We start from the raw sequence: 20,290 nt of genomic DNA, 5'->3' as shown, positions 1-20,290 counted from the left end.
CTCGCTAATCAGCTTTAAAGTCCAAAAATATTGGGTAGTGAAAAATATGACTGATAGGCGAGGCGCGGGCACATCCTGCGGTGGGCAGAAGCCGAAAAACAAGATTTTGTGGCGGTCACTAACGTTAATATTCCTTCTTACATTGGTAGGTTTTGTACCGTTTCCGCAGGCCGCGTGGGCGCAAAATTTCGTCTTTAATTCGTTCGATGTCGAAGGCAACCGACGTATCGAAACCTCCACCATTATTGAACGTACAGGAATCGAGCCGGGCCAGTCGGTCACAGCGGGCGAATTGAACGATGCCTATCAGCGTTTGCTTGACAGTGGTGTTTTTGAGACAGTCGAATTGACGCCGCGTGGCAGCACGCTGGTGATCGAAGTTGCAGAATATCCGACAATCAATCAGATCAGCGTTGAAGGTAACAGCCGCGTAAAAGATGACGTGCTGCTTGAAGCGATCTCATCAGAGCCACGCCGCGTCTTTACACCGCAAGTCGCGGAGGCTGACGCCGACCTGATCGCCGAGATCTACTCGTCTCAGGGACGGGTGTCTGCAACGGTCATTCCCCGCATCATTCGCCGCAGTGACAACCGTGTCGATCTGGTATTCGAGGTCGCAGAAGGGACCACGATCGAAGTCGAGCGTGTGAGTTTTGTCGGCAACCGAGCTTATTCTGACCGGCGCCTGCGCAGGGTTCTGGAATCGAAACAGGCGAATATCCTGCGGACGTTTGTCAGCAGCGATACTTTCATTGCTGACCGGATCGAATTCGACAAACAGGTCATTCGGGATTTCTACTTGTCGCGTGGTTATGTCGATTTCCGCGTGAACAGCGCAAATGTGGAATTCACTCGCGAGCGCGACGCTTTCTTCTTGGTGATGAACATCACCGAAGGTCAAAAATTCTCATTTGGGCAGATCAGCACTGTCAGCGAAATTCCGGGTGTGGATCCTGCTCCGTATCAGGATGCACTGAAAATTCGACCGGGAGTGACTTACACTCCGATGCTGATCGAAAACTCGATTGCGCGGATGGAACGTCTCGGCATCAAGCAGGGCGTCGATTTCCTGCGTGTGGAGCCGCGCGTGACGCGCAACGCACGTGACCTGACTCTGGATGTGCAGTTTGTTCTGACCAAAGGCCCAAGGATTTTTGTCGAGCGGATCGATATCGAAGGCAACACAACCACGCTTGACCGCGTGATCCGTCGTCAATTCGATACGGTGGAAGGCGACCCCTTTAACCCGCGTGAGATCCGTCAGGCCGCCGAACGTATCCGGGCCTTGGGTTTCTTTGCTGCGGCCGATGTCGAACCGCGCGAAGGGTCTTCGCCCAGCCAGGTGATTGTGGATGTGGATGTAGAGGAACAGCCGACGGGTTCGCTAAGCCTGGGTGGTAGCTACTCGGTTTCTGATGGTTTCGGGGTTGCGATTGGCCTTCAGGAATCTAACTTCCTGGGACGCGGGCAAACAATTGGCGTCAATTTGTCGACTGCCCAGGATGCCGAACAGTACACGTTGAACTTCTCGGAACCTTACCTGCTAGGGCGCAAACTTCGGTTTGACTTGGGATTGGGCCTGTCGACGACCAATTCAAGCTTTGCCAGCTATGACACCGAGACACTCTTCTTCCGGCCTCAGTTGAGCTATGCGATTGGCGAGTTGTCATCCCTGCGTCTGCGCTATGGTTGGCAAAACAGCGAAATGACCCAGCAAGGTGACGAAACTAACGGTGCAGTCATTTCGTCGGAAATCGATCAGGGTGAGCGTACCACCAGTTCTCTGGGTCTCTCGTACGTTTATGACAGCCGGATCGGAGGTCTGAACCCGAATGCAGGCGTCCTGTTTGAGGCCGGTATCGATGCTGCAGGACTGGGCGGCGACAACGAATACTTCAAGACGACGGCCCGTGGTGTCGCCCAGACACGTGTCTGGAACGAAGAAGTTGTTCTGCGTGCGTCGATGGAAGTCGGTGCGCTGCACTGGAGAGGTGATGATTTCAGCCGCACTATCGACCGCTTTGTTTTGGGACCCAGCATCTTCCGCGGGTTCGAGCCCGCGGGTCTTGGTCCGCGCGACTTGTCCAACGGACAGGATGACGCGATCGGGGGCAATTACTATTGGGTTGCGCGTTTGGAGTCGGATTTCCCGCTGGGTCTGCCCGAAGAATTCGGCCTGCGTGGCGGCGTGTTCTACGACTTTGGTAACTTGTACAATCTTAACGACGTCAATACGACCGGTGCCAATATCGTCGGCGAAGACGGCTCGATCCGCCACGTAATAGGTGTGTCGGTTCTGTGGGAAACGCCGTTTGGTCCGCTGCGCTTCAACTTCTCGAAAGCGTTGAAAAAGGAAGACTTTGACAAAGAGCAGAACTTCGACCTGACGGTTCAGGCTCGGTTCTGATCCTGAATGTTGAAAACTGTGTTCATGAAACTGCAGGGCCCTTTATGGGCCCTGTGTGTATTTCTGACCCTTGTCTTTTCGGAGCCAGTAGCGGCCCAACAATTGGGGGTTCCGCAAAGCAGCGTGGTGACGTTGTCCAGCGAGCGTTTGTTTGCTGAATCTGCCTTTGGTCAACGTGTCCTGCGAGAGATCGAGGCCGAAGGCGTTCTTTTAGGGGAAGAAAACGAACGGATCGTGGCCGAGCTGAGCCGAGAGGAAAAGGTTCTGACGGAACAGCGTGCGACCATGACAGCCGAAGAATTTCGCCCCCTGGCCGATGCCTTTGACGAAAAGGTTCAGTCGCATCGGGAGGGGCAGCGCGCAAAACTGGACGTGTTGGCACGACGTAGTGAAGAGGCTCGGCAGATGTTTCTGGAACTTGCACGGCCGGTTTTGATTGACTTGCTACGCGAATCCGGCGCTTCCATCATTATTGAACGATCCAGCGTTTTCCTCAGTTCGGATCGAACCGATATTACCGATGCCGCCATTGCGCGGATCAATGCGGCGATCGGCGACGGCAGCGCCGTTGAAAATGGGGCCAGTGAATAGGTTTGCTTGCCCTTAGGGCGCGGTATTGCTAACCACGCCGCAAACAGAAATCCAGAATGGGACTACAACACCATGAGCACGGAAACCAAAAGCGCCGACATCCAGTTGATCCAACGGATCTTGCCGCATCGCTATCCGTTTCTGCTGGTCGACAAGGTGGTTGATATCTCGGGTTATCAATCGGCCGTTGGCATCAAGAATGTCACAATGAACGAACCACATTTTCAGGGCCATTTTCCCGGAACGCCGATCATGCCCGGCGTGACCATTGTTGAAGCGATGGCGCAAACTGCAGGTGTGATGCTGGGCGTCGGTATGGACGTGATCGACAGCGAATTGCTGATTTATTTCATGAACATCGACAAGTGCAAATTCCGCCGCAAAGTGATCCCTGGCGATGTGCTTGAAATGCACGTGGAAACCGTGCGGGGTAAGAAGGGTGGCAAGATCTTCAAATTCAGCGGCCGGGCGACGGTTGATGGCGAAGTCGCAGCCGAAGCCGAATTTTCGGCCTATGTCGACTGGGACATGGAAAAGACAACATGAGCGGCATTCACCCAAGCGCAATCATCGAAGACGGTGCGCAGATCGGTGAAGACTGCATCATCGGGCCGTTCTGTTTTGTCGGCAGTCAGGTTAAGCTGGGCGACCGGGTCGAATTGAAGTCCCATGTTGTCGTGACCGGCGAAACCCAGATCGGTGATGAGACCGTGATCTTCAATTTCTCGGTGATCGGAGAAATTCCGCAGGACCTGAAGTTCGGGGGTGAGGATACGCGGCTTGAGATCGGCAAGCGTAACCGCATTCGTGAACATGTGACGGTGAATACCGGAACCGAGGGCGGCGGCGGTGTGACCCGGATCGGCGACGATTGTCTTTTGATGGCAGGTGTGCACGTGGCGCATGACGTTCAGATCGGAGATCGTGTGATCATGGTGAACCATTCCGGCGCGGCAGGTCACTGTGTCATTGAGGATGATGTGATCGTGGGCGGAATTTCCGGCCTGCATCAATGGGTGCGCGTGGGCCGTGGCGCGATCATCGGCGCACTGACTATGGTGCCCAATGACGTGATCCCATATGGCCTGGTTCAGGCGCCTCGGGGTGAGTTGGACGGACTGAACCTGGTTGGCTTGAAACGGCGCGGTGTCTCGCGCGAGGATATCTCGGCCCTGCGTGCTGCATTCCGCGAATTGTCGACTGGCGATGGCACGTTTATGGAACGCGCGCACCGTGTAGGTGTGGACAACGAAAGCGAATATGTGCAGCGGATCGTGGATTTCGTGACCGGGCAATCCGATCGCTCGTTCCTGACGCCGAGGAAATAGGTCGATGCTGGCATTGATTGCTGGAACAGGCGCATTGCCGGGCGAAGTGGTTGACCAACTTTCCGATCGCCCTCTGATTTGTGCGATGGAAGGGTTCACACCGGACACTTTGACTGCGGATATCGTCTTTCCATTGGAACAGTTGGGAAGCTTCCTTGCGGATTTGAAAGCGCGCGGCGTGACCCAGATCTGCATGGCTGGCGCGGTGCGCCGTCCCGCTATCGATCCATCGCGGATTGATGCGGCCACGATGCCTCTTGTTCCAGTACTGCAACAGGCGATGATATCCGGGGATGACGGGGCATTGCGCGCCGTGATCGGCATATTCGAAAACTCTGGACTGACCGTTCGTGCCGCTCACGAAATTGCCCCGGCGTTACTGCCGGAACTAGGGTGCCTTACCGAAACGCAGCCATCCGAGGCTGAACGGTCCGATGCAGACAGGGCAGCGGGTATTCTGCGGGCCATGGGAGCTGCGGATATCGGTCAGGCTTGTGCGGTGTCCAAAGGGCAGGCGCTTGCGGTCGAAAGCATCTACGGCACAGATTGGATGCTTCAATCCTTGACCCAACGACCGGATGCGGGGGGTGGCGTTTTGTTCAAAGCGCCGAAACCCGATCAGGACCGACGTGCTGACTTGCCGACCATTGGCCCTGGGACCGTTTCTGGTGCGGTGGCAGCTGGGCTGGCGGGTATTGTCATCGAAAAAGGTGGCGTGATCGTGTTGCAACAGGATCGTGTGATCGACGAATGCAACCGTCTGGGCCTGTTCCTGTATGTGCGCGAGCGGGCGATCTGATGCGAGTCTTCCTGGTCGCCGGTGAACCTTCGGGCGACCGTTTGGGCGGCGCCTTGATGGAAGGGTTGCGCAGCCTTGTACCCGATATCCAGTTCGATGGCGTTGGCGGACCGCTGATGCAGGCGCAGGGTTTGGACAGCCGCTTTCCGATGGCCGAACTGTCGGTGATGGGGCTGGTTGAGGTTTTGCCCAAGTTCTTTCACCTGAAACGCCGGATTGCCGAAACAGCTCAGGCCATTCTGGATACGCAGCCCGATGTATTGATTACCATCGACAGCCCGGATTTTTCACTGCGCGTCGCCAAGCAGGTAAAAGCGCAGAGTAATATCAGAACGGTGCATTACGTCGCCCCCAGTGTCTGGGCATGGCGCCCCGGGCGCGCGGGCAAGATGGCCAAGGTGATCGACCAAGTTCTGGCGTTGCTACCATTTGAACCGCCCTATATGGAACGTGCGGGGATGGAGTGTGATTTCGTTGGTCATCCGGTGGCCAACGAACCGATAGCTTCGGATCAGGATATCCAGGATTTTCGCGCGACCTACGATCTGGGCGACGCACCGATCATACTGGCGCTTCCTGGTTCGCGTGGAGGCGAGATTGAGCGTCTGGCTCCGATCTTTGGTGAGGCGCTGCGCCTTTATCTGAATGAACGGCCGTGCGCACGTATTGTGGTGCCCGCGGTTGCGCATATGGTGGATACCGTCATCGAGCATATGCAAAGCTGGCCCGGAAACCCTGTTGTCGTCGATCCGCGCGAGATGCCTTCGGATCAGGCACAAGCACAAAAGCGGGTCGCGTTTGCGGCGGCAGAGTTGTCGCTCGCCGCTTCGGGGACGGTTTCGTTGGAACTGGCCGCGCAATCGACGCCTATGGTGATAGCCTATAATCTGAACTGGCTAACCACTCTGATTGCCAAGCGGATGGTCAAGCTGGATACTGTAACGCTCGTCAATCTGGTGTCCGAGACCCGAACGGTCCCCGAGTGTTTGCTAGATGATTGCCAGCCTGAACAGATAGCAGAGGCGTTGAAACAGGTCGCGACTGCCCCCGATGCGCAGCGCGATGCCATGACCCTCACGATGGAACGTCTGGGGCGCGGAGGTGAGGCCCCCGGTTTGAGGGCTGCCCGAGCCGTTCTTGATCGGATGACTCCGTAATGCTGGATTTCGTGCTGTTCGGACTGTCTGCCTTTATGGCTCAGATTCTGACCAATCTGGACAATCTGGCGGCGCTGCTGGCGCTATCGCTGGTGTCGGGGGCCAAACGCGCGGTCTTTGGCTTTCTGCTTGCGCAGGGGGTCGTGATCAGCGCAGCGCTTTTGCTGGCGTTGGGGGTTGAGGATGTCGTGCCGCACTGGGCCGGGTATCTGGGTCTGATACCTCTGAGTTTGGGCATCTTAGCCTTGATCCGACAAAGGCGGGGAACCGAGACTGAAACGCACGCAAATCTGGATACCGGGGCGTCGGTGATCATGGTCACGCTGCTGTTCATCAGCCTGTCGATGGATACGTTTGCCGTCCTTGCGCCTTTGCTGGCCGACTCGGCCCCCACGTTTAGAACGGCTGGTGTCATCGGGGCCGTGCTGGCAGCACTTGGTCTGGCTACTGTTGCGCTGTTAGGGGCAAAAGCGCCGTTCATGAGCGGCACGCTGGCCCGGCGGTTGGAACGGTTGGTTCCCTATGTGATGATTTGCGCCGGGCTCTATATCCTTAGCAACTCGTGGACGGACGCGATTTAGTACCCGCGCCAGATCCAGCCGCCGCCAAAGATACGGCTGCCTTCCGACGCGTAGAACACACAGGCCTGACCGGGTGAGACACCTTCTTCGGGCGTCAACAGCTCAACCTCTGCCGTGGAATCGGACAAAGGTCTTATGATCGCCTCGCGCGGGGGGCGGGTCGAGCGGACCTTGACCAGAACATGCCATTCATCTCGTGAGGTGAAGGGTTCATCCCCAAGCCAGTTGATTTCACGCACAGGAATGGTTCGGGTGGCCAGCATTTCTTTGGGGCCAACAACGACTTGTTTCGCATCCACGTCCAGTTTTACGACATATAATGGCTCGCTAAGGCCACCGATGCCCAGACCGCGGCGTTGTCCGATGGTATAGTGGATCACGCCGTTATGCTGCGCCAGAACACGACCGTCCGCATGCACGATCTCACCGGGTTCTGCCGCACCGGGGCGCAGTTTTTCGATGACGCTGGCATAATTGCCGTTGGGCACGAAGCAGATGTCCTGACTGTCCGGCTTGTCCGCCACGGCCAGCCCGTATTGCGCGGCCATCTCGCGGGTGGCGTCCTTCGAGGGCAGGTGGCCCAGAGGGAAACGCAGGAAATCCAACTGCTCGGGCGTGGTCGAGAACAGGAAATAGGACTGATCGCGGTTCGCGTCCTCGGCGCTATGCAACTCTGGCCCATTGGGACCCATTTTGCGCTGGATATAGTGACCGGTGGCCATGCAGTCGGCCTCAAGATCCTTGGCGGTCTCCAGCAAATCCTTGAATTTGACCCGTTCGTTGCAGCGGATGCAGGGCACCGGAGTAGCACCTGCCAGATAGCTGTCAGCAAACTCGTCGATCACCGCGTCTTTGAAGATGTTCTCGTAATCCAGAACATAGTGCGGAAATCCGCGTTCCTCGGCCACACGGCGTGCGTCATGGATATCGATCCCCGCACAGCAAGCACCTTTCTTGGCCAGCGCTGCACCATGATCGTAAAGCTGTAGCGTTACACCAACCACGTCATAGCCCTGGTCGGCCAGGTGGGCCGCCACGACAGAGCTGTCTACGCCACCGGACATGGCAACAACCACCCGCGTTTCCGAGGGCGGTTTGGCAAAGCCAAGCGAATTGAGTTGGGTCTCGGCAGCGAGGGCCATGATGATTCCAGTGCGGGTTAAGAAAGACCGGCAGAATATAGGAAAATTCTACACACTCTCAAGGGGCGGTTTCACTCAGCATTAAGTAGGGTGGTGTCAGCTTTGTCGCAGCACGAAGAGGGTCATAAAATGTTTTTGCACAAAGTTGAGGGTCCAAGATCCATAACCCTACCGGATGGAACGGTTTTATCGCGCGCCGATCTGCCGCCAAGGGATACGACACGCTGGGTCGCATCGCGCAAGGCAATCGTCGTGCGGGGGGTGGTTTATGGGCTGATCACACTGTCAGACGCTAAAAAGCGATACGGCCTTAGTGATGAGGAATTTAACGCCTGGGTTGCCGCTGTTGCTGAACACGGAACGGACGCTTTGAAAGTGACTGCGTTAAAAAAATATCGACAACCTAAGGGTGAAAGGGAATAAATGATTCAACGGTAACGTCAGATTAACCATTTTTGAGCAGGCTCAATTTGAATTGGTAAATTGACCCGAATTGGAGCAGTAAATGCGTATACTTCTTGTCGAGGATGATCCGACTACGTCCAAAAGCATTGAATTGATGCTGACACACGCAAACCTCAACGTCTATGCAACGGATTTGGGTGAGGAAGGTATCGATCTTGCAAAGCTTTATGACTACGATCTGATCCTGCTGGACTTGAATTTGCCGGACATGAATGGGCATGAAGTCCTGCGGCAACTGCGCATCGCTCGGGTGGAAACACCGATCCTGATCCTGTCAGGCGCAGACGACACGGAAAGCAAAATAAAAGGATTTGGGTTCGGTGCCGACGATTATATGACCAAGCCCTTCCATCGAGAGGAGTTGGTGGCCCGAATCCATGCCATCATCCGCCGCTCAAAAGGGCATTCGCAATCCATCATCCAGACCGGTCGCGTTGCGGTTAACCTCGATGCCAAAACGGTCGAAGTGGAAGGCAAAGCTGTTCATCTGACCGGTAAGGAATATCAGATGCTTGAGCTGCTGAGCCTACGTAAGGGCACCACGTTGACTAAAGAGATGTTCCTGAACCACCTCTATGGCGGCATGGACGAGCCCGAGCTGAAAATCATCGACGTTTTCATCTGCAAGCTGCGTAAAAAACTCAGCAACGCCACCAGTGGTGAAAATTACATCGAGACAGTTTGGGGCAGGGGCTATGTCCTGCGTGATCCGCAAAGCAACAGTGTTGACGAAACGCGGATGGCGGTTGGGGCCTGATTTGAACATGGTCGCCCGTGGTCCGGGGCGACCGCTTTCACTCACTGAACAGCACGTCTGGACCTGACCATGACCTCGCCCTATCACTGAAGTCCAAGACTAAGTGACAGGGCGAGGCCATGAGCAAATTGATTCCGGTATCTGACCTGACCGAACAGGCCGCGCGCGCTGAGTTGGCGCAATTGGCCGAACAGTTGGCGCGGGCAAACACGCTGTATTACGGCGAAGACGCCCCCGAGATTTCGGACGCCGAATATGATGCGCTCAAGCGTCGAAATGCTGAAATCGAAACGCGGTTTCCGCAACTAAAGCGCGCCGACAGCCCCTCGGATCAAGTCGGCGCTCGCCCGTCTGACGGTTTTTCGAAAGTTACCCATGCTGTTCGCATGATGTCGCTGGGCAATGCGTTCGACGACGAAGACGTGCAGGATTTTGACCGCTCAATCCGAAAGTACCTCGGGTTGGAAGCATCTAAACCTTTGTCTTACACGGCTGAACCTAAAATTGACGGTCTGTCGCTTTCCTTGCGGTATGAGAAGGGCAAATTGGTTCAGGCGGCCACCCGCGGAGACGGCGAAGTTGGTGAAAATGTCACGGCAAATGCCCGGACGATTTCAGATATTCCCCAAGCCTTGGAAAATGCGCCGGACATTTTGGAAGTTCGGGGCGAGGTCTACATGTCTCATGAAGACTTTGAAAAGCTAAATGCGCGGCAGGAAGAGGCAGGAGAAAAGCCTTTCGCCAATCCACGAAACGCGGCTGCGGGTTCCTTACGGCAATTGGATTCGTCCGTCACGCGATCCCGTCCATTGCGGTTCTTTGCCTATGCCTGGGGTGAGCTGTCCGAACCGTTGGCAGAAACCCAAATGAAGGCAATTGACCGGTTGCGCGGTCTTGGTTTCGCCACCAATTCCCTGACCCAGCTGTGTGAAACGACGGATCAGATGCTGGCGCATTACCGCGAAATCGAGGCCCAACGATCCACCTTGGGTTATGATATCGACGGCGTCGTCTACAAAGTGAACGATCTGTCCTTGCAGGGGCGTCTGGGGTTCCGCTCCACAACCCCCCGCTGGGCGATTGCGCACAAGTTTCCTGCAGAACTGGCCTGGACCCGACTTGAAGCGATCGACATTCAGGTTGGCCGCACTGGGGCGCTCAGCCCGGTTGCCAGGTTGCACCCGGTCACAGTGGGTGGTGTGGTCGTGTCGAATGCCACCTTGCACAACGAAGATTATATTGCGGGTCGTGACGCCAAAGGTGGTACTATCCGCGACGGCAAGGATATTCGGGTCGGTGATTGGGTGCAGGTATACCGCGCCGGTGATGTGATCCCGAAACTGGCCGATGTCGATATCTCGAAACGACCCGAAGGGGCAGAGCCGTTTCAGTTCCCCAAGACCTGCCCCCAATGCAACAGCGACGCGGTCCGCGAAGAGGGCGACGCAGTGCGCCGCTGTACCGGGGGTGTAATTTGTCCGGCACAGGCGGTTGAAAAGCTGAAGCACTTCGTTTCTCGCAAGGCCTTCGACATCGAAGGTTTGGGCGCCAAGCAGATCGAGATGTTTTACGATGACCCGGATCTGCCAGTCAGAACGCCGGTCGATATTTTCACCCTGCAGACACGCGACGCGGCAAACCTGAACAAACTGGCCAATCGCAAAGGCTGGGGGGCGCAAAGTGCGGGTAACCTGTGGGAGGCCATCGACGAGAAACGAAAAATTCCCTTTGGTCGGCTACTGTTTGCACTGGGCATCCGCCATTTGGGTGAGGCCGCGTCGAACCTGATCGCGACACACTATGGAAACTGGGGTGACTTTGAACGCGCCATTACCTCTGCGGCGGGGTTCGAAGGCCCCGAATGGGACGACTTGTTGGGCGTGGATGGCGTCGGCGAGGTTATGGCCCGCGCTCTCATATCAGCCTTCGCGCAAAAGGCCGAGCGCGCCAGCATTGATGCGCTGGTCGCCCAGCTGGACATACAGGAGGCGAAACGCCCCGACACAGCCGGCAGTCCGGTCGCAGGCAAAACGGTCGTCTTCACGGGCACGCTGGAAAAGATGACTCGCGCTGAGGCCAAGGCCCGCGCCGAGGCATTAGGGGCTAAAGTCTCGGGTTCGGTCAGCAAGAAAACAGACATTCTGGTTGCCGGCCCCGGTGCTGGCTCCAAGGCAAAGAAAGCCGCCGAACTGGGTATTGAAACATTGGATGAGGATGGTTGGTTGCAGCTGATCGGAACCGCATGAGCGGGCGCCCAGAAAGCCTGTTTCCTCTGTTCGCGGGGTTGGAAACATTGGATGGGGTTGGGCCGAAGACAGCTCAGGTCTTGACCCAAGCGGGGACGGAGTCGCCGCGCGATGTGCTGTTCAGCCTGCCATATGCCGTCATTGACCGCCGTCGGCGCGATACGATTCAGGGTGTTGACCTGCCGACCACTCTGACAGTTGAAGTGACTGTTGGTACGCACCGGCCCGCCCGCAATAAGGGCGGCGCTTACCGGGTGCATGTTGAGGATAGCCAGGCAGATTTCCAGTTGGTGTTCTTTCACGCGCGCGGTGACTACCTGAAGCGTATTTTGCCGGAAGGTTCACGGCGGGTGATTTCGGGCAAGCTCGAACTGTTCGATGGCATGGCGCAGATGGTCCACCCGGATCATATGGTGCCTGTGGAAGAGGCGCAGGAAATTCCGGATTTTGAACCGGTGTATCATCTGACACAGGGGATCACACAGAAAACGGCCTATAAGGCTGCCCGCAGCGCGTTGGCGCGGGCCCCGGAATTGGCTGAATGGATCGATCCCACCCTGGTGGCTAAGCAAGGGTGGTCAGCCTGGGCCACTGCAATTGCAGCTGCGCATAACCCGCAGGGGGCAGATGATGTGGCTGCTCATGCTCCGGCACGGGAACGTCTGGCCTATGATGAGTTGTTTGCGCATCAATTGACGTTGGCCTTGGCCCGTCAGCGAGAGCGGAAAGCGCGGGGTCTGGTCAGTGTCGGAACGGGGGCTTTGCAGGCCAAGGTTCTTGCCAGCCTGCCATATCAACCTACCAAAGCGCAGCTGCGGGCCATTGACGACATCGCTGGCGATATGGCCTCGGACGCGCGTATGAACCGGTTATTGCAGGGCGACGTGGGTGCGGGCAAGACCCTGGTGGCCTTTATGGCCTTGCTCATCGCGGTCGAGGCCAAAGGCCAGGGCGTCATGATGGCGCCTACCGAAATTCTGGCCCGGCAACATCTGGAGGGATTGCGCCCGTTGGCCGAAGAGGCTGGGGTCGTGCTGGAAATCCTCACTGGCCGGGACAAGGGCGCGGAACGACGTGCAAAGCTGGCAGCGCTGAAGAATGGCGATATTCAAATCCTGGTCGGAACTCACGCGGTATTTCAAAGCGATGTTGAATTCAGGGCGCTCCGGCTTGCGATTGTCGATGAACAGCACCGGTTCGGTGTTCGGCAACGAATGGAGTTGTCGGAAAAAGGGCAGGGCGCGGATGTGCTGGTGATGACCGCCACTCCGATCCCTCGCAGTCTGGCCTTGGCGCAATATGGCGATATGGATGTTTCGGTGCTGGACGAAAAACCGCCGGGACGAAAACCTATCAAAACGGCCATCATCAGCACAGATCGTATGGACGATGTCGTTTCGCACCTACGTCGCGCGATTGATGAAGGGCGCCAGTGCTACTGGGTGTGCCCGTTGGTCGACGAATCCGAAGTTTTAGACCTGACGGCGGCCGAAGAGCGTTTCAAACGCTTGCGCGCCATTCTGGGCGAAGGAGTGGTCGGGTTGGTGCATGGCCAGATGCCATCGGTCGATAAAGATGCTGCCATGAAGGCCTTTCAGGACGGGCAAACCAAGGTACTGGTCGCCACAACCGTGATCGAGGTTGGGGTCAACGTGCCAAATGCCTCAATCATGGTCATAGAGCGCGCTGAGATTTTTGGGCTTGCGCAACTGCACCAGTTGCGCGGTCGCGTTGGGCGGGGCGAGGCGGATTCAACCTGTTTGTTGATGTATCAGCCTCCGCTCAGTGAAGGAGGACGCAAACGATTAGAAGTACTGCGCGAAACCGAAGACGGGTTTCGTATTTCGGAAACTGATCTGCAGATGCGTGGTGCGGGTGATTTGATCGGGACAGCGCAATCCGGGTTGCCGAAGTTCCGGATTGCGGACCTGGAACGTCAGGCTGGGTTGATGGCAACAGCGCAGACTGATGCCCGTGCGTTACTGTCTGCTGATCCCCGTTTGAAATCGGACCGGGGGCAGGCGGCACGTGTTCTGCTGTGGCTTATGAAACAGGATAAGGCAATCCGTTTGATTTCAGTAGGTTAGAAATTTTGTTCCACTAAGTTCACAAATGTTCTCAAAAAGTTCTTTACCGACTCATCAAAATATGAGAACAAAAGGTCAACAAAGGATTAAATCTCGACCGGAGGTGAGACCATGCTGACCCAGATCAAGACCGCCCTGAGCCGTTCGCAATCGACGATTTTGCAGGATGCTGTGGGGGCCGTGTCTTTGGTGGTCATGCTAATGGTTGCCCTGCACCTGCCCGGAGCGTTCTAAGCCTTTCTGCCTGCGATCTCGTGCCGATCATACCGCGCTGTCATCCCCATTTCAGTCAAGGGTGACCTGCCTGTCCCAATTCCCTTGAGGGGCCTGCCTCGGCCCCGTGCGGCTATGCGGACCCCACGCGAGACACGCACAACCTGCCGCCGCCCTTTCCGCCCGGAAGGTGCGGCGGTTTTTTCTTATAACTGCCCGGTTTTCATGATCTCAAGAAGCGCGGACAGAACGGAATTCACTGCGACCGAAGCCAAGATCATTCCCATGACCCGGCTGATAATCGCCGCACCCGAAGAACGGATTACACGGATTATCGGGTCCGCCAGCAGCATCAGAACAAACGAAATCAGAATAACGGACAGCATGACCAGCGCCGTAATACCCTGATCCGCGGCGCTGTAACGGTTATTGTCGGTCAGAATGACAATTGCCAGCATAGCACCGGGTGACGCCAGGGATGGCACTGCCAACGGGAAAATCGCCGGATTAGGTTTGTTGGCGGAAATCTCCATTTCCTCTTCAGCTTCATGCTGTTCGACGACTTGTTTGCTTTCGCCAAAGATCATTGTCAGCGCGAAAAGGAACAGGATGATACCACCAGCGACCTGAAACGAATTCAGTCCGATATCCAGCGCCTCGATCAGCAATTGGCCGAAAATCAGAAAGAACAGAAGGACACCAGCGCTGACCAGAGCGGCGAGCAGGGCGGTTTTGCGACGGGCCGCTGCAGTCAGGCCCGCTGTGACGGCTATGAAGACAGGGATTGTGCCAATCGGGTCAATTACGACCCAGAGTGTAACAAAGTGTTCAAGCAATTTTTCCATCCAATCCCCCCGACATCATGCGGGATGATTAAACCGGATTGCCCGCAAAAATTCCAATGTTATGCGCAATTTGCCTGTTCAGCTTGCCGCATCGCTTCGGCGGTGGCCTCCAGGGCCAGCAGTATCGATGCGTGGCGGTTCTTGTAGTCCCGCGCAGGGATCAGAACTTCGAGCCCATCAAATGGTGCATCAGGTACGGGTCCGTCTTTCTTCAACATGGCGGCCAATTGATCGCGTGCAGTTTCCACCTGCGCCCGAGTCGCCCCAATGATGGCACTGCCCACGACTGAGGCCGAAGCCTGGCCCAAGGCACAGGCTTTGACGTCCTGCCCGAACTCCGAGATCTTGCCGTCCTGTATCTTCACATCCACGGTCACCGTCGACCCGCACAGGGGTGAGCGTTTTTTCACCGTAGCATCAGGATTCTCAAGCCTGTCCAGATGCGGAATATCCGCAGCCAGCGCCAGAATGCGGCCGGAATAGAGCTTTATCAGGTCGTTCTCGCCGGACATGACTTTCCCTCGTTGTCTGTTCCCCATACATAGTGAGCATCTACCGGGATGCAAAAGGTTTTTCTCATGTCTGCCACCGTCGCGTTTGATCCGTCCTCGCTGAAGTTTAATGAGGCCGGGCTGATCCCTGCCATCGCTCAGGATGCAAGCTCGGGCGAAGTGTTGATGATGGCCTGGATGAATATTCAAGCCATTGAGAAGACGTTGGAAACCGGGCGCGTCACATATTGGTCGCGGTCGCGTCAGTCGTTTTGGATCAAGGGCGAAACCTCGGGCCATGTGCAGGAATTGGTGGATTTCCGCTTTGATTGCGACCGCGATTGTTTGCTGGTTCTAGTGCGTCAAACCGGTGCTGCGTGCCATACAAATCGCCGGACCTGTTTCTATACCGCGGTACGAGACGGCGACGAGGTCGAGCTGATGTCACCCATGGAGTAACCGGTTCACAGTCCAACCATCGCCCGGATATCTGCTGGCGACGCCCCCTCGGCCCGGTATTTCGAGATCGCCCGCGCGTCGTCACGCTTGGCCAGACGTTTTCCTACATCGTCGCGGATCAACCGGTGATGAAGGTACTGTGGTGTCGGTAGATCCAGCAAGGCTTGCAGCACAACATGAATACGAGTCGCTTCGAACAGGTCCTGTCCGCGTACAACGTGGGTAATACCCTGTGCGGCGTCGTCCAAGACCACTGACAAGTGATAAGACGTTCCCATATCGCGGCGCGACAGGATGACGTCGCCGATTGTGTCTGTCAGTTCGCCTAAAGAAAACGGGATGGTGCCCGTCTCTCCATTTGGTCCCGCGCCGGATTCGTGAAATGCGCCGACTTTTGCACCGGGTTGGGTTGAACCCGTAAGCACGCGGCCTGCAGCGGCCATATCCAATCTCAAAGGAATGTCCGTGGGACGTTGTGTGTCTCGACGTTTGCCACGGCACGTCCCAGGGTAAATGATCCCATCAGGCCCTTGCAGCGGTGCACCTTCTTGTGGGGCACTGGCCGCAGCGGCGATATCTTTGCGGTTGCAGGTGCAGGGATAAAGCAGGCCCCGCGACCACAATTCATCCAATGCTCTGTCATATACTGCCAACCGGTCGGACTGACGCATGATGGGTTCAGGCCACCACAGCTCAAGCCACCGCAGGTCATCATAAATTTGTTCTTCCCAGTGGGGGCGCGATCGAGATTGGTCGATATCCTCGATCCGCAACAGGAATTGACCGTCTTCAGACCCGGCCAGATCATGGGCGAGCATCGCTGAATACGCATGTCCCAGATGCAGCGGACCTGTGGGAGACGGCGCAAATCGGGTTTTAAAAATCACGCTTTTTCAACGATATACACGTCCGACTTAAGGTCCATTCCTGGTAGGTGAGGACCGTATTCCCGAAACAGCAACCGAGCTGCTCCCATATCAAGCCAATCATTCAAGCGTGAAGTGTAAGAGACGTCCTCAAGCGCATGATCATTAAAGGAAAAGCCAAGCAGGCCACCTTCGGGAAGCGCGCGCATCAGCATATCGAAAACCTCGGGCGGTGCTGCGCCAACCCCAATGACACCGATTGCGGTGATCGCCTTGTAGGCTCCTTGATCCAACGGATCGGGATTGGTGATCTCAAAGGTTGAAAGACTTCTATAGACCCCCTTGGCCAGAGCGCCTTCTAGCATCTTCGGAGTTGGATCAACGCCGTCAATCACTTCGAAACCCGCCGCACGCAAAGCTACACCGGACAATCCGGTGCCACAGCCATAATCCAGGATCGGTGTTTGCGGCTCGGGCAGCTTTGACCATAACGCCTCGGCCACCCGCCCGGGGGTAGCATAGCCATGCGCGCCAACCTCGGCATCATAGGAGGACGCCCATTTTTGATAGTGCGCATGCGTCTCTTGCGGGGTGTCCAGATTATAGACGTCTTTGAGGTACTTATCGCTCATACACAGATACTACGCTGCATGAACCAACAGCGTCCAGTCAACACTGCTCCAGCCAGTTGGTCCACTCGGCCTTGGCGCGATCCGTATAAGCCTTGTAGCGGTCCTTGCGACCGCGCCGACCGCCTTTTAGCCCTTCGACAGGTCGGAATAGGCCGAAATTGACGTTCATGGGCTGAAAAGTCTTGGCCTCGGCCCCGCCGGTGATGTGGTGGATTAGGGCGCCCATGGCGCTGTCCTGCGGAACCTCGGGCAGGGTCCGGCCCAGAATCTCGGCCGCGGCCAGACGACCGGCCAACAGGCCCATCGCCGCGCTTTCGACATAACCCTCGACCCCGGTGATCTGCCCCGCAAAACGGATATTTGGTTTCGATTTCAACCGCATCTGCGCATCCAAAAGCGTCGGAGAGTTGATAAACGTATTGCGGTGAATACCGCCCAACCGCGCAAAGCTGGCGTTTTCCAGACCGGGGATCATGCGGAACACTTCGGTCTGCGCGCCATATTTCATCTTGGTTTGAAAGCCGACGATATTGAACAGCGTGCCAAGGGCATTGTCGCGGCGCAGTTGCACCACCGCATGCGGTTTGACGTCAGGCTGATGAGGATTAGTCAGGCCGACCGGCTTCATCGGGCCGTGGCGCAGCGTTTCGCGACCACGCTCTGACATCACCTCGATCGGCAGGCAGCCGTCGAAATACCCCGCCGTTTCGCCTTCGTGAAACTCAGTTTTGTCAGCGGCCAGCAGAGCGTCGATAAATGCCTCATACTGATCGCGGTCCATTGGGCAGTTCAGATAGGCGGTGCGTTCTTCCTCGGTCTCGCCTTTGTCATAGCGCGATTGCATCCAGGCTTTGCTCATATCGATGCTGTCGGCATAGACAATCGGGGCAATGGCGTCGAAAAATGCAAGGGACTCTGCACCCGTTTCGGTTCGGATGGAGTCACCCAATGTTGCCGATGTCAAAGGACCAGTGGCAAAGATCCAGTGGCCGTCATCGGGCAGGGCGGTGACTTCTTCCCCTGTAACCTCGATACGCGGATGGGCCTGCAGTTTGGCGGTAACCGCCTCGGCAAAAGGATCGCGGTCTACAGCAAGCGCACCACCCGCGGGCAGCCGGTGCGCGTCCGCCGTTGTCATGATCAGGCCATTCGCGGCGCGCATTTCCCAATGCAGCAAGCCAACGGCGTTCTGTTCATCATCGTCTGAGCGGAAAGAGTTCGAACACACCATCTCGGCCAGATTGCCAGTTTGGTGCGCAAAGGTGCCTACTTTGGGTCGCATTTCGTGGATCACCACATCTACGCCCATTTCCGCCGCCTGCCAGGCGGCCTCGGACCCGGCCATGCCGCCGCCCACGATATGCAGTTTTTGTGTCATGCGCTGCCACATAGGACAGTGAACCGTGCAACGCAACACAGGCCGCTTAGTTTAAGAATTTAAGGGAATTTTGGGGTCGCCGCTGCGGGAATGTCGACGCCGGTGAGAGAAACCAGCTTGGAGGGACCTTCCGCCCACGGCGACCCAAAAAGTGTATCTAGAGCCATAGCCCTGTCCCAGCATTGCCACAGTGTCGCCCTTTTGGGAAGTGCAAAATTGCGAACAATCGTAAAAATTGTTGACAATAATCGCTTTATTGGTGCCAGTTCGGCGGCCTTTTTTCGATAAATGCGGATATGCCTTCTTCGGTATCGCGATGCAGCATATTCTGCGCCATTACGTCTCCGGTATAGTCATAGGCCTGCTCCAGAGGCATTTCCAGCTGCTTGTAGAAGGCCTGTTTGCCGATTTTCACAGCCGAACCCAATTTGGCCGCAAGCTGATCGGCAAGCGACACGGTTTCATGCTCCAACAGCATTTCGGGCACGACGCGATTGATCAGACCCAGCTCGGCTGCGGTTTCGGCCGAGATAAAGTCGCCAGTCGTCAGCATCTCGAACGCGCGCTTGCGCGAAATGTTCCGGCTGAGGGCAACCATCGGTGTCGAGCAGAACAAACCGATATTCACACCGTTCACGCCAAACCGCGTACCTTCAGCCGCGACGGCCAGATCGCAGGTGGCGACCAACTGGCATCCCGCAGCGGTGGCGATACCGTGGACCTGTGCGATGACCGGTTGGGGCAGGGACCGGATTGACAGCATCATCTCGGTGCATCTAGCGAACAAGCCCTGGAAATAAGCTTTGCCGCCGTCTTCGGCCTGACGTCCGGCTGTCATCTGTTTCAGATCATGACCCGCACAGAACGCTTTGCCTTCACCGCGCAGGATAACCGCCCGAATCGCGCTGTCATCGCGCAGGCTGTCGAACTCGGATTGCAGGGCAGCCAGCATTTCGTCGCTCAGGGCGTTCAGACGATCGGGCGCGTTCATTGTCAGTGTGGCGACTGCGCCTGTGTCGTTACGTTCCAAAATTGCCATCTTGCCCTCCGTAGCGATGTTGGGCCAACTCTAGGTCGGCAAGTCGAGGAGGGGAAGCATGTCATTGGCCATGAGCCGGGAAGACCTGATGGAATATCTGCGGCAAATCTTCCCACAGGTACATCGGGATTTCGTCGTGGAAAAGCTGGATGAGGACTCGATCGAGATGCGTTTGGTTGTCGAAGATCGCCATCTGCGCCCTGGCGGTACAGTTTCAGGGCCATCCATGTTCGGGCTGGCGGATGTTAGTGTCTATGCGATGATCCTGGCGCGCAAGGGACGCCAATCTTTGGCCGTTACCACGAACAGCTCCTTGGATTTTCTAAGAAAACCCGAGGGCGGCAAAGATATTATTGCCCGATGTCGACTGCTAAAGCTGGGCCGCAGTCTGGCTGTTGGGGATGTGCTGATGTTTTCAGAAGGGTCGGACAAACCCGTCGCGCGCGCCACGATGACCTATTCATTACCTCCCGAAGGATCGGCCGCGGCGGCCTTCGGATAAAAAAGGCCGGGCGAAGCCCGGCCAGGAAGAGGTCCCATCAAGGGACTGGGGAAAACTCAACCCTGCCAGAATGGGCGGGTGAATTCCTGACGAGCCTGATATCTTGTCAGACCGACATCCTTAAGAAGCCTGTCATCCAGCTTGGACAGATTGAGCCGGCTACGGCGTTGACGTTCCCATTTCGTGACCGTCGCCGCAAACCGCACGGCCAGCGCGGCGATCAGCGGCAGCCGGGGGCTGTCGTTCAGCAGCAAGAGGGCGGGGTTGTGCATCGAGCGTGTCATCAGGGTATCCTTTCAAATTGT

Annotated in this window: 22 protein-coding genes; 14 read left to right on the top strand and 8 right to left on the bottom strand. The window is 56.6% G+C overall.

What is annotated here, in order from left to right:
* The first annotated feature begins 46 nt into the window (after window positions 1-46).
* The 7 genes from bamA to ACR0AJ_RS00775 all read left to right on the top strand — a co-directional run bounded on the left by bamA (window position 47) and on the right by ACR0AJ_RS00775 (window position 6,863).
* Window positions 47-2,407: an outer membrane protein assembly factor BamA gene (bamA, locus tag ACR0AJ_RS00805; RefSeq protein ID WP_480739840.1), complete on the top strand. Its 2,361-nt coding sequence runs from the start codon at window positions 47-49 to the stop codon at window positions 2,405-2,407.
* 24 nt (window positions 2,408-2,431) lie between these two features.
* Window positions 2,432-2,998, top strand: coding sequence for an OmpH/Skp family outer membrane protein (locus ACR0AJ_RS00800; RefSeq protein ID WP_170349401.1), 567 nt, complete (start codon window positions 2,432-2,434; stop codon window positions 2,996-2,998).
* Window positions 2,999-3,070: 72 nt separating this feature from the next.
* Window positions 3,071-3,544, top strand: a complete 474-nt coding sequence (fabZ, locus tag ACR0AJ_RS00795) for a 3-hydroxyacyl-ACP dehydratase FabZ (protein WP_170358383.1) — start codon at window positions 3,071-3,073, stop codon at window positions 3,542-3,544.
* On the top strand, window positions 3,541-4,326 hold the full coding sequence (gene lpxA / locus ACR0AJ_RS00790) for an acyl-ACP--UDP-N-acetylglucosamine O-acyltransferase (protein ID WP_480646590.1): 786 nt from the start codon (window positions 3,541-3,543) through the stop codon (window positions 4,324-4,326). The genes fabZ and lpxA overlap by 4 nt, the downstream gene beginning before the upstream one ends.
* A 4-nt stretch (window positions 4,327-4,330) precedes the next feature.
* Entirely contained in the window at window positions 4,331-5,125 is a 795-nt protein-coding gene (locus ACR0AJ_RS00785; protein ID WP_480739838.1) for an LpxI family protein, read from the top strand.
* Window positions 5,125-6,282, top strand: coding sequence for a lipid-A-disaccharide synthase (lpxB, locus tag ACR0AJ_RS00780; protein WP_480739837.1), 1,158 nt, complete (start codon window positions 5,125-5,127; stop codon window positions 6,280-6,282). The genes ACR0AJ_RS00785 and lpxB overlap by 1 nt, the downstream gene beginning before the upstream one ends.
* Window positions 6,282-6,863, top strand: a complete 582-nt coding sequence (locus tag ACR0AJ_RS00775) for a cadmium resistance transporter (RefSeq protein WP_170358391.1) — start codon at window positions 6,282-6,284, stop codon at window positions 6,861-6,863. The genes lpxB and ACR0AJ_RS00775 overlap by 1 nt, the downstream gene beginning before the upstream one ends.
* Here the strand turns inward: ACR0AJ_RS00775 and mnmA are convergent.
* The gene (gene mnmA / locus ACR0AJ_RS00770; RefSeq protein WP_480739836.1) at window positions 6,860-8,005 is read right to left on the bottom strand and encodes a tRNA 2-thiouridine(34) synthase MnmA; all 1,146 of its coding nucleotides are present in this window, start codon (window positions 8,003-8,005) and stop codon (window positions 6,860-6,862) included. The two genes, ACR0AJ_RS00775 and mnmA, sit on opposite strands and share 4 nt — an antisense overlap.
* 129 nt (window positions 8,006-8,134) lie before the next feature.
* Here mnmA and sciP point away from each other — a divergent pair, with 129 nt between their 5' ends.
* The 5 genes from sciP to ACR0AJ_RS00745 all read left to right on the top strand — a co-directional run bounded on the left by sciP (window position 8,135) and on the right by ACR0AJ_RS00745 (window position 13,794).
* Window positions 8,135-8,428, top strand: coding sequence for a CtrA inhibitor SciP (gene sciP / locus ACR0AJ_RS00765; protein ID WP_170348650.1), 294 nt, complete (start codon window positions 8,135-8,137; stop codon window positions 8,426-8,428).
* A gap of 82 nt (window positions 8,429-8,510) precedes the next feature.
* Window positions 8,511-9,227, top strand: a complete 717-nt coding sequence (gene ctrA, locus ACR0AJ_RS00760) for a response regulator transcription factor CtrA (protein ID WP_170348651.1) — start codon at window positions 8,511-8,513, stop codon at window positions 9,225-9,227.
* Window positions 9,228-9,346: 119 nt separating this feature from the next.
* The gene (gene ligA / locus ACR0AJ_RS00755) at window positions 9,347-11,473 is read left to right on the top strand and encodes an NAD-dependent DNA ligase LigA (RefSeq protein WP_425080672.1); all 2,127 of its coding nucleotides are present in this window, start codon (window positions 9,347-9,349) and stop codon (window positions 11,471-11,473) included.
* On the top strand, window positions 11,470-13,560 hold the full coding sequence (recG, locus tag ACR0AJ_RS00750; RefSeq protein ID WP_480739835.1) for an ATP-dependent DNA helicase RecG: 2,091 nt from the start codon (window positions 11,470-11,472) through the stop codon (window positions 13,558-13,560). Before ligA ends, recG begins: the two co-directional genes overlap by 4 nt.
* Window positions 13,561-13,671: 111 nt before the next feature.
* Window positions 13,672-13,794 carry a hypothetical protein gene (locus ACR0AJ_RS00745; RefSeq protein ID WP_264187059.1) on the top strand — a complete coding sequence of 41 codons (123 nt, stop codon included), beginning with the start codon at window positions 13,672-13,674 and terminating at the stop codon, window positions 13,792-13,794.
* 185 nt (window positions 13,795-13,979) lie between these two features.
* Here ACR0AJ_RS00745 and ACR0AJ_RS00740 read toward each other — a convergent pair whose 3' ends face one another.
* Complete coding sequence (locus ACR0AJ_RS00740; protein WP_170348654.1) at window positions 13,980-14,618, bottom strand: MarC family protein; 639 nt, start codon at window positions 14,616-14,618, stop codon at window positions 13,980-13,982.
* A gap of 59 nt (window positions 14,619-14,677) precedes the next feature.
* Window positions 14,678-15,130, bottom strand: a complete 453-nt coding sequence (locus ACR0AJ_RS00735; protein ID WP_170393997.1) for an iron-sulfur cluster assembly scaffold protein — start codon at window positions 15,128-15,130, stop codon at window positions 14,678-14,680.
* A 48-nt stretch (window positions 15,131-15,178) separates the two neighbouring features.
* Here ACR0AJ_RS00735 and hisI point away from each other — a divergent pair, with 48 nt between their 5' ends.
* Entirely contained in the window at window positions 15,179-15,568 is a 390-nt protein-coding gene (hisI, locus tag ACR0AJ_RS00730) for a phosphoribosyl-AMP cyclohydrolase (protein ID WP_170358401.1), read from the top strand.
* Between the two features lie 5 nt (window positions 15,569-15,573).
* Here hisI and gluQRS read toward each other — a convergent pair whose 3' ends face one another.
* The 4 genes from gluQRS to ACR0AJ_RS00710 form a co-directional block, all read right to left on the bottom strand.
* Window positions 15,574-16,455 carry a tRNA glutamyl-Q(34) synthetase GluQRS gene (gluQRS, locus tag ACR0AJ_RS00725; RefSeq protein ID WP_480739833.1) on the bottom strand — a complete coding sequence of 294 codons (882 nt, stop codon included), beginning with the start codon at window positions 16,453-16,455 and terminating at the stop codon, window positions 15,574-15,576.
* Entirely contained in the window at window positions 16,452-17,066 is a 615-nt protein-coding gene (locus ACR0AJ_RS00720) for a class I SAM-dependent DNA methyltransferase (RefSeq protein ID WP_170409786.1), read from the bottom strand. Before ACR0AJ_RS00720 ends, gluQRS begins: the two co-directional genes overlap by 4 nt.
* 37 nt (window positions 17,067-17,103) lie before the next feature.
* Window positions 17,104-18,444, bottom strand: a complete 1,341-nt coding sequence (gene trmFO, locus ACR0AJ_RS00715) for a methylenetetrahydrofolate--tRNA-(uracil(54)-C(5))-methyltransferase (FADH(2)-oxidizing) TrmFO (protein ID WP_480643760.1) — start codon at window positions 18,442-18,444, stop codon at window positions 17,104-17,106.
* A 253-nt stretch (window positions 18,445-18,697) separates the two neighbouring features.
* Entirely contained in the window at window positions 18,698-19,483 is a 786-nt protein-coding gene (locus tag ACR0AJ_RS00710) for an enoyl-CoA hydratase (RefSeq protein WP_480739832.1), read from the bottom strand.
* Window positions 19,484-19,541: 58 nt separating this feature from the next.
* Between ACR0AJ_RS00710 and ACR0AJ_RS00705 the strand changes: the two genes are divergently transcribed.
* Window positions 19,542-19,985, top strand: coding sequence for a PaaI family thioesterase (locus ACR0AJ_RS00705; RefSeq protein WP_170358407.1), 444 nt, complete (start codon window positions 19,542-19,544; stop codon window positions 19,983-19,985).
* A gap of 56 nt (window positions 19,986-20,041) precedes the next feature.
* Here ACR0AJ_RS00705 and ACR0AJ_RS00700 read toward each other — a convergent pair whose 3' ends face one another.
* Window positions 20,042-20,269, bottom strand: a complete 228-nt coding sequence (locus ACR0AJ_RS00700) for a DUF1127 domain-containing protein (RefSeq protein WP_170348662.1) — start codon at window positions 20,267-20,269, stop codon at window positions 20,042-20,044.
* Between the last annotated feature and the right edge of the window lie 21 nt (window positions 20,270-20,290).

Source organism: Ruegeria sp. CJ9 (assembly GCF_056536625.1).
Note: the sequence above shows the minus strand (reverse complement) of the source record. Positions and strands in the feature narration are given on the sequence as shown.